This window comes from Hymenobacter qilianensis (assembly GCF_014489555.1).
GTDB classification, from domain to species: Bacteria; Bacteroidota; Bacteroidia; order Cytophagales; family Hymenobacteraceae; genus Hymenobacter; species Hymenobacter qilianensis.
The window spans coordinates 628936-642543 of record NZ_CP060784.1 but is presented as its reverse complement, the minus strand read 5'-3'; the positions used below and the strand labels follow the sequence as shown (position 1 = coordinate 642543).

General features: G+C 56.7%; 16 protein-coding genes. 7 read left to right on the top strand and 9 right to left on the bottom strand.

What is annotated here, in order from left to right:
- The first annotated feature begins 20 nt into the window (after nucleotides 1-20).
- The 3 genes from H9L05_RS24705 to H9L05_RS02930 are packed head-to-tail and all read left to right on the top strand — an operon-like array spanning nucleotide 21 to nucleotide 1416.
- Nucleotides 21-497, top strand: a complete 477-nt coding sequence (locus H9L05_RS24705; protein ID WP_262892616.1) for a patatin-like phospholipase family protein — start codon at nucleotides 21-23, stop codon at nucleotides 495-497.
- Nucleotides 443-1159 carry a patatin-like phospholipase family protein gene (locus H9L05_RS24700; RefSeq protein ID WP_187732962.1) on the top strand — a complete coding sequence of 239 codons (717 nt, stop codon included), beginning with the start codon at nucleotides 443-445 and terminating at the stop codon, nucleotides 1157-1159. The genes H9L05_RS24705 and H9L05_RS24700 overlap by 55 nt, the downstream gene beginning before the upstream one ends.
- A 17-nt stretch (nucleotides 1160-1176) precedes the next feature.
- The gene (locus tag H9L05_RS02930) at nucleotides 1177-1416 is read left to right on the top strand and encodes a hypothetical protein (protein WP_187732961.1); all 240 of its coding nucleotides are present in this window, start codon (nucleotides 1177-1179) and stop codon (nucleotides 1414-1416) included.
- A 43-nt stretch (nucleotides 1417-1459) separates the two neighbouring features.
- Here the strand turns inward: H9L05_RS02930 and H9L05_RS02925 are convergent, their stop codons facing one another.
- From H9L05_RS02925 to H9L05_RS02900, 6 genes are all read right to left on the bottom strand, one after another.
- Nucleotides 1460-1660, bottom strand: coding sequence for a hypothetical protein (locus tag H9L05_RS02925; RefSeq protein WP_187732960.1), 201 nt, complete (start codon nucleotides 1658-1660; stop codon nucleotides 1460-1462).
- A 41-nt stretch (nucleotides 1661-1701) separates the two neighbouring features.
- Nucleotides 1702-2460 carry an endonuclease III domain-containing protein gene (locus H9L05_RS02920; protein WP_187732959.1) on the bottom strand — a complete coding sequence of 253 codons (759 nt, stop codon included), beginning with the start codon at nucleotides 2458-2460 and terminating at the stop codon, nucleotides 1702-1704.
- A 43-nt stretch (nucleotides 2461-2503) separates the two neighbouring features.
- A complete protein-coding gene (locus H9L05_RS02915) occupies nucleotides 2504-3421 on the bottom strand; it encodes a hypothetical protein (RefSeq protein WP_187732958.1) in 918 nt (305 codons plus the stop codon).
- A 301-nt stretch (nucleotides 3422-3722) separates the two neighbouring features.
- Nucleotides 3723-4133 carry a response regulator gene (locus H9L05_RS02910; RefSeq protein ID WP_187732957.1) on the bottom strand — a complete coding sequence of 137 codons (411 nt, stop codon included), beginning with the start codon at nucleotides 4131-4133 and terminating at the stop codon, nucleotides 3723-3725.
- A 20-nt stretch (nucleotides 4134-4153) separates the two neighbouring features.
- A complete protein-coding gene (locus H9L05_RS02905; protein WP_262892677.1) occupies nucleotides 4154-4498 on the bottom strand; it encodes a sensor histidine kinase in 345 nt (114 codons plus the stop codon).
- Nucleotides 4450-5685 carry a sensor histidine kinase gene (locus H9L05_RS02900; protein ID WP_187732956.1) on the bottom strand — a complete coding sequence of 412 codons (1236 nt, stop codon included), beginning with the start codon at nucleotides 5683-5685 and terminating at the stop codon, nucleotides 4450-4452. The genes H9L05_RS02905 and H9L05_RS02900 overlap by 49 nt, the downstream gene beginning before the upstream one ends.
- 178 nt (nucleotides 5686-5863) lie before the next feature.
- On the opposite strand from H9L05_RS02900, the gene H9L05_RS23000 reads away from it, so the two are divergent.
- From H9L05_RS23000 to H9L05_RS02895, 3 genes are read left to right on the top strand one after another with little or no spacing between them, the layout of a single operon-like run.
- On the top strand, nucleotides 5864-6202 hold the full coding sequence (locus tag H9L05_RS23000; protein WP_223284695.1) for a hypothetical protein: 339 nt from the start codon (nucleotides 5864-5866) through the stop codon (nucleotides 6200-6202).
- On the top strand, nucleotides 6160-6411 hold the full coding sequence (locus tag H9L05_RS24695; protein ID WP_262892615.1) for a TrmH family RNA methyltransferase: 252 nt from the start codon (nucleotides 6160-6162) through the stop codon (nucleotides 6409-6411). Before H9L05_RS23000 ends, H9L05_RS24695 begins: the two co-directional genes overlap by 43 nt.
- Nucleotides 6312-6671 (top strand): TrmH family RNA methyltransferase, encoded by a 360-nt coding sequence (locus tag H9L05_RS02895; RefSeq protein WP_262892614.1) that lies wholly within the window; start codon nucleotides 6312-6314, stop codon nucleotides 6669-6671. Before H9L05_RS24695 ends, H9L05_RS02895 begins: the two co-directional genes overlap by 100 nt.
- 14 nt (nucleotides 6672-6685) lie before the next feature.
- Here the strand turns inward: H9L05_RS02895 and H9L05_RS02890 are convergent, their stop codons facing one another.
- Nucleotides 6686-10063: a DUF7948 domain-containing protein gene (locus tag H9L05_RS02890; RefSeq protein WP_187732955.1), complete on the bottom strand. Its 3378-nt coding sequence runs from the start codon at nucleotides 10061-10063 to the stop codon at nucleotides 6686-6688.
- A gap of 248 nt (nucleotides 10064-10311) precedes the next feature.
- Nucleotides 10312-10821, bottom strand: coding sequence for a hypothetical protein (locus tag H9L05_RS02885; RefSeq protein ID WP_187732954.1), 510 nt, complete (start codon nucleotides 10819-10821; stop codon nucleotides 10312-10314).
- 565 nt (nucleotides 10822-11386) lie between these two features.
- On the opposite strand from H9L05_RS02885, the gene H9L05_RS02880 reads away from it, so the two are divergent.
- On the top strand, nucleotides 11387-12619 hold the full coding sequence (locus tag H9L05_RS02880) for a DUF5046 domain-containing protein (protein WP_187732953.1): 1233 nt from the start codon (nucleotides 11387-11389) through the stop codon (nucleotides 12617-12619).
- Nucleotides 12620-12739: 120 nt separating this feature from the next.
- Here H9L05_RS02880 and H9L05_RS02875 read toward each other — a convergent pair whose 3' ends face one another.
- The gene (locus tag H9L05_RS02875) at nucleotides 12740-13450 is read right to left on the bottom strand and encodes a YqjF family protein (RefSeq protein WP_394368480.1); all 711 of its coding nucleotides are present in this window, start codon (nucleotides 13448-13450) and stop codon (nucleotides 12740-12742) included.
- Nucleotides 13451-13608: the final 158 nt, after the last annotated feature.

Sequence of the window (13608 nt, the reverse complement as noted above, 5' to 3'; positions counted from 1 at the left end):
CCCAACCTTCATCGCGAGGCTTGAGCCCCGCCTACTTTACCGCCGACCGAGAAGTAGCTACTGCCATACTGGAGCTAGAAACCTTTATTCAAGACAATCCCGGCTGGTCTATTTCCGATATCACGGACCAGCAGGGCCATCAATACGTGGACTTAGTGATGGAGGGCGGCGGCATGCTGGGCATTGCGCTGGTCGGCTATGTGTACGCGCTGGAAAAGGCAGGAATTCGGTTTTTGCGGCTGGGAGGTACCTCGGCGGGCTCCATCAATGCCTTGCTCATGGCGGCGGCCGGGCCACGCGACGAAGCCAGCACCGATTGGATTATCCGGCAGCTGGCCAACAAGAACTTTTATGACTTCGTGGATGGTGATATCGACGCCAAACGCTTCATTGCCGACCTGTTTGCCCGTGCCAAAACCCGCCTTGGCAACGGCCCCGGCGCGTGGCTGCGCAACCGCGTCGATCTGGCGAAGCTGGGGCCAGCGGCTTGCAAGTAATCGACAATCTGCGCGACCACAAAGGCCTGAACCCCGGCGACCATTTTCTGGATTGGATAGCTGAGCTGCTGGATGAGAAGCAAGTGTCCAGCATTGCAGCTCTCAAAGCGTTGCGCCGAAAATTGCCCCCCGGTGGCTTGTGGCGTCGGCCCGAAAATGGCGGTCCCAGTAGCGAGTACAATCCGCCGTCGTTGGAGCGCGTAGCCATTGTGGCCGCCGATATCAGCACGCAAACCAAGGCGATATTTCCGGAGATGGCTGAGCTGTATTGGCATCATCCGGATCAGACGCACCCCGCCAATCTGGTGCGGGCGTCCATGTCGATTCCATTTTTCTTCGAGCCGTTTGAGGTCAAAAATATTCCCGGCTCCAAGCCAACTCAAACATCAGCGGCCGAACTCGACCGATACCAGCAAGCATGGCGGAATCATGGCTACATGGGCCCCATTCCGAAGCAGGTGCTGTTCATTGATGGAGGCATTATGTCCAACTTCCCGATTAACCTCTTCCATAATACCCACAGTATGCCCGAAGCCCCTACTTTCGGGGTGAAGCTAGGGCTGGACCGCAATGATGTGCAGCCTACCAAGTCGTTTTTGCAGCTGCTGGGGCCATTTTTGATACCGCCCGCACCCAATACGACTTCGACTTCATTCACCTGAACGCCGACTATCGACACTTGGTGTACTGTCTCGACGTGAAGGGCTACAACTGGCTCGACTTCGATATGAAACCCGAAGAAATGCGGGCTCTCTTTCGGATAGGCGTGCGCGGAGCCGTAGCTTTTTTGCAGGATTTTCAGTGGGATGACTACAAAGAGCTGCGGCGCAAAAAGCAGGAAGTGGTGGAGCAATCGGAGAAAATGGAAAGCAAGCATCACCACACTCCGCCTTCTCTTGCGGTGCCCGTAGCTATTTAAAGCTTCGCCTGCTTATACGTTGCAAACCTAGGATTTGCGTGTCTTATGCGGGCGCATTATAGGCGTCATACACGTTCCAGGCCCAGATCAGGAACGGTACAATCAGCGTCCAGGCCAGTAAAAAGCCAATTACACCGCCAAGAGCCCAGATCAAAAATGCCTTCAGAATCTGGCCTTTGATGAGTTGACCCAAGCCGGGGATGAAGAAGGAGAAGATTGCGGGTACGCCGTAAGTCGGTTTCATTGTAGGAAAGGAGAGAGTGAAAGACGAAAGATAAACAGCGCTTACTTACCAGCGGCAGCGGGCTCACTAGCACGCGCGCCACTCCTGCGTGCCTGCCCAAACGGGCACTGATCTAGCACCACGCAGCGCTGGCAAGCCGGCGCGTTAAAGTAACAGCATTTCTGCCCATGAAACATCAGGGCTTCGTGGTGGTCGTACACCTCCTGCGCCGACCAGTCGGGGGGCAAAAGCTCAGCTAACAGGGCATGGGCCGCCTCGGTGCCTACTTTGGTGCCAATAAGCGCCAGCCGCTGGGCTACGCGGTGATGGTGGCTATCGACGGGCATGGCTGGTAAGCGCAAGGTGCTGAAGAGCAGCGTGGCGGCGCTGGTTTTGGGGCCCACCCCCGGAATGGATTCCAGCCACGCCCGCGCCTCCGTAACCGGCACCTCGGCTAAGAATTCCAGGTCGCAGGGGCCGTCGCAGCGCGTACTGACTTCGCGCAGGACCGCCTGAATCCGGGGGGCTTTTTGCTCGGGCCAGGTGCACGGGCTGATGGCGGCCTGCACCTCCTCCGTGGGGGCGTCGCGCACTTCTTCCCAGGTCGGAAACCGGGCCACCAGCTGCTGGTAAGCCTTATGCGACTCCTGGTTGCGGGTGCGATGCGAAAGCAAGGCGCTGATGAGCTCGCTGAGTGGGTCTTTGGAGCTGAAAAAGCGAAATGGCGCCCCGTACTCGGCGCACAGGCGCTCGTGCACCAGTAAGGCTTTCGCCTGGCGGGCGGCAAAGTCGGGGGGAAAATTGGGGGCGAGGGTTTCCACAAGTACAGCCTACGCAAGCCAGCCCCGCCGAGGTTGCCACCACTTAGTTATTCCCCCGGTTATAGAGCGAAATGGCCTGGCGAATATGGCGCTGCTGCTTGCTCTGCATAATAAGCGGCACAATGAGCAGCGGCATGCCCGCGTACACCAGCGGCGACACGCTGGGCCGCCCACTCGAGGCGCTGGTAAACGAAGCAAACAAGCCGGCCGCTACCAGCCCGCCCGCAGCCACGTAGCTCAGCGTGCTGTAGGTCTGGTACTTGCGTGCCTGCTCCAGCAAGCCCCGACTGGCGGCAAAGTCAGAAGTGGCAATGCTGAGGTTGCGCAGGTTCAGGTCTTCAATCGGGCCGTTGTCTTTGCTGAAATACTCGGTTTTGGTGGTGCGGTACATCGGGCCGCCAAAGCCGCCCATACCGCCGTAGCCGTAGCGCCCAAAGCCGTAGGGACTATAGCCGTAAGGCGAGTTGCCGGCGTATTGGGTATTGGTGATGGAATACAGACTAATGCGGCCTACCCGGTCGCGGCGCAGGGTGGCCTCGCGGGTAGAGCGGCCCGGCAGCACCGTGCGCACGTAGTGGCCGGTTTCGTCGTCGTAGTAGCTGACGGTGTTCAGGTCGAGGCGCTGCTCCCCATCCAACAGCAGAAAAGGCTTGCCGAAGATGGGTTGCTTGGTTTCGACATCGTAGGCCTGAAATACGCGGCCATCTTTGAGGCCCACCGCAAAGCGAGTGGTTTCGACGGGCGGCGCAACCTCTCGCCGGCGCTGTTGCTCGGCCCGCACCGAGTCGGGGAGTACCGGGGGCCTGTTGACCGTAGAAGGAGGGGTGGTGCGAGCGGGTGCGGTGGTTGGCGCCGTGGGCTGAGGAAGCGTGTTCAGCTCGCGCGGGGCATCCTGGGCCAGCACAGGCGCCGAGCTCAGCGCTAACAAGGGAAAAGCCAGAAGAAAAAAGCGGCTGGACATGCAGGCAAAAGGCGGTAAGGTGAACAGCAAGATAGGCTCACAAAACTATAGAACAAGTCGGTTTAGTATGCCGAAAAGCCCCCACCAAGCCAATTAATTCACCGGCCAGCAAGGCCGGAGTTATCTGCTAAAATGCGCGTTGAATGAACGCCGGGGAGGCTTTTATACACAAGAGCCACACAAGCCCCCGGCGTTGCGTTGTGGTGCCGCAAATCCCCATTTAATTTGAGCCGACGCTGCTGCATATCTCGCTGCTGTGTTACGAGCACAGGCTCCCATCCAGCGTCCTGCGCCGTCAGGTCTACTTGAGCAGCTTTTCCAGCAAGCTCAGGCTGTCAACCATATCGGTAGACGTTTCGAAGTCGATGGGCTTCAAGATATAGCCGGCTACGCCCAGGTTCTGGGCATTTAGCCGGTCCACGTCCATAGCGGAAGTGGTGGTGATGAATACGGGAATATCGCGCAGCTTGGGCTGACTGCGCAGCTCCTCCAGAAACTCGTGCCCGTTCATTTTGGGCATGTTCAAATCCAGCAGAATCACTTCCGGCAACGGGTTCATTGCCTCCTGACCATTGCGTCCGAGCAGCATATCCAGCGCTTCAATGCCGTTGAAGGCGGTATAGAGCTTGTGTTGCACACTGAATTTGGCGAAGGACTTCTCCACAATCATTGTATCAAAGAAATCGTCTTCGACAAGAAGAATAGAACGCATAAATGCTTGCTGAACAGATACTAAAAGAGAACAGTAGCTGGTGTGATTACCTGAGAAACAGGTGCCAGCGTTTTGGGCCACGTAAATACAAAGGTAGCACCCTGACCCGGTACCGATTGTACACGAATACTGCCTTTATGTTCTTCAATGATCTTGCGCACAATACTGAGCCCGATTCCGGTGCTCTCCGCCGTATTCCGGTCGCGCAGGGTCTGGAAAATCTGGAAGATTTTTTCGTGGTACTCCGGCGCGATTCCGGGGCCATCGTCGGTCACGCTGAACTCGTATTCCTTCTTCAGCTCCTGTACCCCGATACTCAGATGGCCCTGGCCGCTGTGGTGGTGCTTAACGGCGTTGCTGAGCAGGTTGGTAAATACCTGTTGCAGACTAAGCCGGTCGGTGAGGAAGGGAGGGAGGCTGGGGGCAAATCAACGGTAAAGCCGTGCGGCACAACCATTTCGGCAACTTCCGCTACCAGCCCGCGCACGTCCACTTCCTCTGGGAGTGGCTGCGTCCGGCCGGCGCGTGCATACGCCAGCAGGCCGTTGATGAGGTCATCGAGGCGGGTGAGGCGGCCCTTCAGCATAGCCAGATACTCGCGCATCTGCACCGACAGCTCGTGCGACAATTCCTCTTCCATCCATTTTACCAGAGCCCCAATACCGCGCAGCGGCGCTTTCAGGTCGTGGGAAGCTACATAAGCAAACTGGTCCAGCTCCAGATTACGCTTGTTTAAGGCCTCAAAGGTATAGTCGAGGGTTTGGGTCATGCGGTTGAGGGAGCCGGCCAGCTTGCCGAGGCTATCCTGCTCCTTATCACGAATCTTGACCTTGTAATCACCGAGCACTACCTGTTCAGCCAGGTTTTCAATAAGCCGGATACGTTGGGTGGTATTGAAGTTCACGGCGGCCAGCTCGGTCTGTAGGCTTTCCTTCTCCTTAAGCTCCTGCACGATGCGGCTAAACAGCCAGAGTACCAGCAGAATAGTCAGCACCGCTGACCCGATAATGGCTAGCGGAGCCGTACGCTCCCAAATGTCGCGGTTGCGCGTACGCTCACGCAGCAGCAGGTCTTCCGAGTTCTTGATTTGTGCAATAACCGCCCGAATCTGCTCCAACTGGCGGCGGTCGCCACGCACTAGGTCGCGGGCCGCGTAGAGGGTGGGTGGGCGTTGCCGCCAAGCATCCAGCAACAGAACTTCCTGGGCCATAAGAGTCCCAAGCGTATCTAAGCGGCGCTGATGGTCGGGGTTGTCGAAGGTAAGATGCCGCAGGCTTTCATAATTCCTGTGGATGTCGCTCACCAGGTTGTCATAATTCCCGAGATACGCTTTGTCGCCCATCAGCAGATAGCTGCGAATTGCCCCCTGCGCATCGCGCACCTGGGTTCGCAGATCGGTGGTGTGCTGCAACACCTTATAAGTGTGCTCCACCCGATTGGTGTAATAAGCCACTTGCTGTATGCTCATATAAGCGAACAGGGAAGTAAGCAGCAGCACAACCAGCGCAATGCCAAAGCCCAGCCTGATTTTCGTATTAAGATTCAGCCGCACTTGAGTTTAGGTAGAAGTAAGAAACTAGATCCGATGGAGAGTGTAAAAAGTAAAGTTCGCACTTTTATAGGCGCAGTGGTCAAGCCAAGTGCTGATGGATGGCCGGCTTTGCTTCTACCTTTGTGTGCCGGCCAGCTTATCTGCACGGCCACGCAGCCTTCTTTTATTCCTCGGAAAAATGCCCCCCGAACCGATTACCAGCCCCCAGAATCCGCGCATCAAGAACCTGCTGCGCTTGCAGCAGAAGCCCGCTGAGCGTCGGCAGCAAAACCTGACCATCATTGAGGGCTACCGCGAGCTGACTATTGCCCAGCAAGCCGGCGTGGAGGTTACCACGTTGTTTGTGTGCCCGGAGCTAGCTGAGCCGGCGCGGCAGCGGGAGTTGGAAACGTTATTTGCCCCCGCCCGGAGTATTTTACGGTTTCGAAAACGGTGTTTGAGAAAGTGGCTTACCGCGAAGGCTCCGATGGCATATTGGCCCTGGCCCGCCCACCGCGCCGCGCCCTCACCGACCTGAAATTGCCCCCCAGCCCGCTCCTGATTATTCTGGAGGCAGTGGAAAAGCCCGGTAACTTGGGCGCCGTGCTCCGCACCGCCGACGCGGCCCGCGTAGACGCCGTGATCGTGTGCGACCCGCGCACCGACCTCTACAATCCCAATGTCATTCGGGCCAGCATTGGCTGCGTGTTTACCAATCAGGTGGTGGCCGCCCCACCGCCGAGGTAGTCGCCTGGCTGCGCCAACACGGTATTCGCAGCTACGCCACCACTCCCGCCGCCACCGGGTTGTATACCAACATGAATTTCAGCGGCCCCAGCGCCATTGTGATGGGCACCGAGGCCACCGGCCTCAGCGACGAATGGCTCGCGGCGGCCGATGCGCAAATCAAGATTCCGATGGCCGGCTATATCGACTCGCTCAACGTGAGCACCTGCACGGCTATCATGACGTTTGAGGCCGTACGCCAGCGTGGGGGGCAAATCTGAGGCCTACGTAGCCGTTAGCGAATAACCTCAACCCAACCTTTGAGCGTGAGCGCACACTGAGGCTGGCGCACTTGGTAGTAATAGACGCCCGCCGGTTGGCCTTCGGCTTGCCACTCGTTGCGGTAAGCTGCGCTCTGGTACACCTCTTGGCCCCAACGGTTGAAAATGCGCAGCTCCGGTACACCAAGCTCCGAGGGAAGCACGAACGTGTCGTTGCGCCGGTCGCCGTTGGGCGTAATGATGTTGAATATATTCCGCTCCCCGGCGGGCTGAATGGTGAAGGCAACTGTAGTAGGGCAGGGGGCATTTGTTGTCACATTCACCCGATACGTACCGGCCTTCTTCACAATGATAGAGCGCGTCGTTTCCCCCGTCGACCACTCATACTTGTTGCTCGTAATACCAGCATCCAGCGTGAGTTGGGCACGGCAGTCCAGCGAGTCGATGCGCTCCACCAGCGTCGGCGGATCCTGCACCACAATGCTGCGTCGGATGGTTTCCTGCTTGTTGCCGCACACGTTTGTAAGGCTCACCGTGAGCTGCACCTGGTAGGTGCCCGCGCGCGGAAAGCGGTGCAGCGGCTTTTCCGATGTTTCGAGTGGAGTGCCATCCCCAAAGTTCCACTGGTAGCGCATTGCCCCCACGCCGGTACTCACAAACTCTACGGGAGTAGTCACGCAGACTGCAGTAGGTGCCTGAAAGTTAGCCACGAGCGCCGGCGCCGGCGGATCGACGACAACAACGGTTTCACTAACGCTGCGTTGCGTGCCGCAAGGGCTGGCTTGCTCAGCCGTCAGCCGTACTACATAGCGGCCGGGCACGGTAAATCGATGCTGGGGGGCAATTCCGATCTCCATGCTGCCGTCGCCAAAATTCCACTCGTAGCGAACCGGGCCGGTGCTGGTGCTGGTATTCTGAAATTGAACCGTGTACGGGGCGCAACCCGCCGGCACGGCCGCCACCGCGGATACCAGTGGCGCTGCCTGATTGGTAACTCCGACGGTCGTCGTGGTTGTCAGGCGCTGCGGTCCACAGCCCCCGGTGCGCGTCACGGTCAGCCGAACCTGATACGTGCCAGGGCGCTCGAAACGGTGGGCTGGCGTGGCCGAGGTTTCCAGCGGACTACCGTCGCCAAAGTCCCACTCGTAGGTTTCGGCTCCGCTGCCGGCATTGCTGAACTGAACCGTGTAGGGCGCGCAGCCCACTGGTACCGGCGGCAGCGCGGCCGTCAGCGTGGGCAGCGAAGCACCCGCAGGCAGCATGTTGAACTTGAATGCTGCTCCGCTATTGGTGCCTACCGTTTTGGTGGGAGCATAGGTGCCCGGCGTCGTGGTGAAGCTCGTGGTAGTGGTGCACTCGATGTGATACAGCACGCCCTGCTTTGTGATTTCGTTGGATGCCGCCGCGTGTAAGTGCGTTCCTCCATTCGCAGGTCCGCCGAAATAGGTGCCATACTCCAGGCGGCGGGCACCCGGACTTAAAACGGCTAAATAGATGCTGCGCTGAGCGGTGGAAAAAGCATCGGAGGTGACGGGGGAGCTATTGGTGCTGCCGTAAGCACAGAAGTAGATACGGTTGCAGGCGTCGAGGTTGAAGGCCGTAATCAGCGTAGACGAAACTATGGACCCGCTGATGGCAGCGGTAATCTGCGTGGAGAAAATGGTACTGGTCAGGGCCGGATTAAAGCAATGAATAAACACCTTCTCGGTATTCGGCGTCTGCAGGGTGAATGCGCCATCCGTAACGGGGTAGCTGCCCGCAGTACCTCCGGCAACCAATACCTGCCCATCCGAGTCGAAGTCGATGAAGCGGGCCAGATCGGTGCCCGTAGTACCCAGAAAAGTGCCCCCCAACAGGTTGTTGCCCGCCGCACTCAAGTGCAGCAGAAACCCATCCAGCTGCCCGCCCCGAAAGGTGCGGTTCAGCCCGGTGCTGCCCACCGGGAAATCGGCGCTGGCCGTCTGGCCGCAAACGTAGATGCTGCCATCGGGAGCTACTTTGATGTCGTGCACCTGATCTTCGGCCGTGCCACCCAGGTAAGTCGACCATTGCAGCGTCGATAAAGCTTCGTTTAAGCTCGTCACAAAGCCGTCATTGCCAGACTGAAAACCAGATGTGCCGATGCTTCGGAGGGTAGACTGCACCGCGTTCCGCACCGGAAAATTAGTGGAGTTCGTGTTCCCGCCAATCAGCACGCCGCCTGTAGGAGTGCTGGTAACGGTGGCGGGCCTCGAAGAAAGAGAGCCCGCCTCAAAGCCTGAGCCGCCTAAGTACGTAGAGGCCAAAAGGGAAGCGCCATCGGCACTCAGCCGGGAAATAACGTAATCCTGGCCGCCATTGAATGTGTTGTCATACGTGGTGGCAGTCACCGGGTAATTGGTGGAGCCCGAAAGCGCCAGCACGATCAGCTCATTTTTGGCCGTGATAGTCATGTCCAGCGGATACTCGGCGCTGTTGCCTCCTAAGTAGGTAGCAAACAGCACGGTTCGGCCCGTCGGGTCGAGCTTTGAAATGCCCAGGTTCTGGCCCCGCTGGTGGCTTTGGTAAGCACCTATGGTTACCGGGTACGTCGAATCCTGCGTGTAGCCGGCCGTGTACATATTGCCGTACTCATCACCCGCCGCCGAGTTGGCCGACAAAAACGTGGAGTTGGTGGTGTAAGTGCTGAATACGAGGGCCGGATCAATAATCAGCGGCAATTTGGTGTCGTACTTTCCGGTCAGCTCAAAGCGCACTTCGTTGTCGTAGAGGCGGAACCGACAGGCTACGGGGCGCCGCTGCCCATTGGCCAGCACCTGATACGCGATTGGCGCCTGCTCCGCTTGCACTCCCAATTGGGTATGAAGCCGAAGCTGCCCATCGTGCAGTTCCATTTTGTCGAGCCCTTCGTAGCGCATCCGAATCTGGCCGGGGTCGGCGCCAGCGGCCACTTCGTAATCGTATTTCAAATGCCCATCCACGGAGTGCCACACCATGTCTACGCCGGCGTACACCTGCTCGTACCGCACCACGGCAAATAGCGGCACCTTACTGGCCCATTTCTTCGGATCGGAGCCCAGGAAGTAATTGTGATAGGTCGACTGTCGCTCTTGGCCCAGCGTCCTGGGCTTCAGTTGAGCACCTACCAGCTGCATTCGAAAGGCGTGGCCTTGTATTGCTTTGGCCGCGCTACTAGCTGAGTGATTGTACTCGGCTGGCAGAGCCTGCAGGTTGTAAGTAAACTGGTTGTTTTCTAAAAATAAATGCCCCCCAGGCACTGCCGTAGCAAATTGTACCTGAGAAGGCCATTGACCGGCGTTGGCAACAAATTGAAAGGTCGATGTTGCGGGAGCGTTGGCAAAGCTGGTCAGAAAGGTAAAAACGCTCAGTAAAGCTGTAAAAGTCAGCCGCATAAACTAGAATAAACAACAGGTAGAGAATAGGCTTCCAGCCACGTCAGTAAGCCGACGTCAGACCTGGGAAATCTAGTGCTAAATAAGGCTATAATTTAGACAGTTAGCGCCGCAAGCGAAGCAAATATGTCACTTTTATATACTAGGTATTAACGTGCCCCATCCGGGTATAAGCCGCGTAGCGGAAGGCTGCCATAATGGTAGATAAATAAACGCTTGGCTACACCACAAAAAAGCCCCCAGCTTCGCTAAGGATGGTCCTCGATGCTGAATTCCGTTAGCCGAAGCGTATGGTCGAGGGTATAGCGGATGGTGCGTTGACCGCCGGTAGGTAGCGTTGGTGAATCGGTGGGTAGGAAAACGGGAAAGGTGCGCATCAAATAATTATCAGCTATCCTAAACAGATCAAAGCCTTGATAGCCGCTTGCCGCTTCGGGAGGCAAAGTAGGTAACTGAAAGCGCTCCCACTCCTGTTCCGCAAACTCAAATCCGTATACTTGTCCGAGAGGATTGGCACCAACGCCGCGCACGAATATCAGGATTTCGGGTAGCTCATTCAGATTCAAATCGGTAATGACAGCCTCGGTAATTACGCCCGCCACCGAATCATGAATTGCGGCTATTTGCCTCTCTGCACGACGAGCGGTGAGGTTCAGAATGCTTGGGGTGGATGACGTGATGTCAGCCGTAAAATTATTCTTACTCAGCGTCTTATTGAAGGTAGGTTGTGCCACCGGGCTCGATATCGGAGGAGTCATCGCGGTTTCGCTCTGGCGAGGTTCTCCCCGTTGCTCCTGCACTGCGGAGCTACAACCCGACACAATAAGTAAAAATAGGCTAGCAGCAAAAGGTATATGGTTCATACTGCAAGCTACTGTTGGATGGTTATATATTATTCGGCTTAACTTAAAAGTTTGTTCCCTGCCACTTCACTGCAGTGCGAATAGCCCATCGGGGTAAAACTGCTGCTTGTACCCTGTACTGATTTTACCTAGTCACACATCTGATAAGGCTTCAGCAGTTATTCTGCTACAAGCAGGGTAGTAAGGCGCCAAGTTATGGCTGTCATTAGCTTGTGTAAGAAGAATAATGGTGAGGGATTAGCCTAGTAATTTCTTAGCTGTCCTACTGGTATTTATCTTCTTAATCGTCATTGTTCACTGTAAGAATAGCGTTTGTGGTCAAATAGATGATAAGCGGGGGTAATGGAATTCTCAGAATATTTTATGCAACAATGTTGCAATTATATTTAGTTTGCCTCATCTTGCAGCATTGTTGCATAAAAGCCATTCAATTTTATTAAGCCACTTTTATCTAATACCAATGCGCCACTTTCTCTCTGCCAAAATTGCTTTAGCCATTTTGGCGGCAACAGTATTTACTTCCTGCGATGATGATCAAGAACTGAGCACCAGGCCCAGCACGGATCCTGGTAAGGAATATCGTTTTGTGCGCGTCCTGATAGCCGATGAACAGGCGGCTACTCTCACTCAGCTTACGCCCGCCACGGCCGCCATTGAGTCATTCAACGCGAAGTTTCCGCTAGCCACCCTCTACCCCACCGCCTCAGGGCGCTTTGCGGCGGTGATGTACGCCAATCAGAACCTAGTAGAGATGTTCGATACGGGTCTGGAGTCGCACGACGACCATATAGATGTGAAAGGAACTCCTAAATGGGGTGCCATTTCGTCCACGGGCGCGAGACCTTCCCACTTTAAGAGCAAAGGCACGGAGTCGCTGATTTTCAACGACGGCGACGGAACCCTGAGCGTAGGCAATGACGTCGAATTTCATGTGGCGGGGGCCAAATTCAAGGCAATAAACGTGGGCTTGCTGCCACACCACGGCGCCATGGCCCAGTTCGACAATGGCAACTACGCCGTTACGATGGCCAAGGCTAGTGGCGCAAGCCCCACCAGCGTCAAAATCATTAACAAAGCCGGGGCTGAGGTACAGGCCGCCAAGCTGGAAACAGGTAATATCCACGGCAATGCCACCGATGGTAGCAACGCTGTATTTGGTTGCTGGACCACCACGGCTAACACCAGCGGCAGCGTATTGGTCGTAAAGGCCTCGGGTGAGCAGCGCCTGATTTTGAACCCGGCCGATTTCGGAGCTTTCCGCCTGGGAACTATCTATTACGCCAAAGGAGCCAAGAAATACATCGGCTACGTGGCCACGAAAGGCGCTTACCTGATTGATATCACAACTGACAAAATCACGCCTATCTACGCCGGCGCGGATGCCTTCCAGTGCAAGCCCGACTACGCCGGCAACAACCTGCACGTGCTTACCCTGGACGGCAAGCTGCGCGTGTACGATCTGGCTACGGGCGCCCTCAAAAGAGAGAACTCGGTGATTCCAGCCACCCCAGCCGCAGACGCCTATAAGCCCATGCTGGAAGCCACGGAGAAATTTGCTTACATCGCCGTGCCTTCCCTGGGCGAAGTACACCAGATCAAGGTCAGCGACCTGAGCACCGCAGCCAAGCACAAAGTAACTTCGCGCCCGGTGCGCCTGACGGTGCTGGGTCATGAGTCGGATCAGGGCCACTAATTTCTCCTGACCGTACGATATACACAAAGGGCTTACTTGCTTGTATAAGCAAGTAAGCCCTTTGTGTATATCGTATCAGCGGCTTGTTACTTCACAACTGGGGGGCAAATCAGCCGGAAATTACACCCGTTTGAACTCCTGCACCCACACGTCCAAGGGGTCGGCGGCATGAAGGAGCGGCTCACCACTAGGTGTCGGCAAGCCATGACTTTCTACTAAGTTAGATTCCCATTCGCACAGGCTGGCCTCGCGCAGCATCCACGGTTCATGATAGAGTTTGCCTCGCCAAAGGTTGTTGTTGTGCACCTCTTCCTTCAAGTCTGGTCCGGCGGTGTACAGGTAGTAGCGCTCGGTGAGAAAATACTGCAACGTGCCGGGCCGCGACGCGGGCAAAGCTTCGCCCAGCGTCCATGTAGCCGCGAATGTTGCGGGGGCAATGTCCCGGTGCGTGCGCTCAGCGGTGGCGCGCAGGGTGGGGCCGGTCTGCGTCAGGCTCATGCGGGCGTGCAGGTAAGGTAGATGGAAAAACGTGCGCGCCGCCCACACGCCCAGCGCCAACGAGGCATCCAGCGAGAGAAACCAGACACCCGGCACACCATCGAGGCGCGCATAGGTGCGCACATTCAGCTCATGCAAATGATGCAGTCCCGGCACAGCCGGCAAGCCCAGCGGCCGAATGTGGCTCATGGTAAATGGCACCACGCCCAGCCACGCTTGCCCGTCAAACAAGTCCAGCTCCAGCCGTGCCGGCAGATACGGCCGCAACAAGTCAGGCTCCACGGGCCAGTGTGCAAAGAGCAACTGGCTCCACCGCTGCCGCATCAGGGGCAGGCTTGGGGGCTTTTTGGCGCTGATTTCAACAAAATAGGAGAGGACATAATAACGCGTACTGCTTCATAACAGCCGGACTAAGCGAAATGTCTGCCGCTGGCCTTGAAACAACAGAAGGGCGCAACCACTGGCTGCGCCCTTCTGAGGGAGAGATAATG

Bases quoted from the DNA above. Each gene is read 5' to 3' on its own strand.
- H9L05_RS02925 (WP_187732960.1), bottom strand. From the start codon at position 1,660: ATGAAACCGACTTACGGCGTACCCGCAATCTTCTCCTTCTTCATCCCC.
- H9L05_RS02915 (WP_187732958.1), bottom strand. From the start codon at position 3,421: ATGTCCAGCCGCTTTTTTCTTCTGGCTTTTCCCTTGTTAGCGCTGAGC.
- H9L05_RS02910 (WP_187732957.1), bottom strand. From the start codon at position 4,133: ATGCGTTCTATTCTTCTTGTCGAAGACGATTTCTTTGATACAATGATT.
- H9L05_RS23000 (WP_223284695.1), top strand. From the start codon at position 5,864: ATGCCCCCCGAACCGATTACCAGCCCCCAGAATCCGCGCATCAAGAAC.
- H9L05_RS02890 (WP_187732955.1), bottom strand. From the start codon at position 10,063: ATGCGGCTGACTTTTACAGCTTTACTGAGCGTTTTTACCTTTCTGACC.
- H9L05_RS02885 (WP_187732954.1), bottom strand. From the start codon at position 10,821: ATGACTCCTCCGATATCGAGCCCGGTGGCACAACCTACCTTCAATAAG.
- H9L05_RS02880 (WP_187732953.1), top strand. From the start codon at position 11,387: ATGCGCCACTTTCTCTCTGCCAAAATTGCTTTAGCCATTTTGGCGGCA.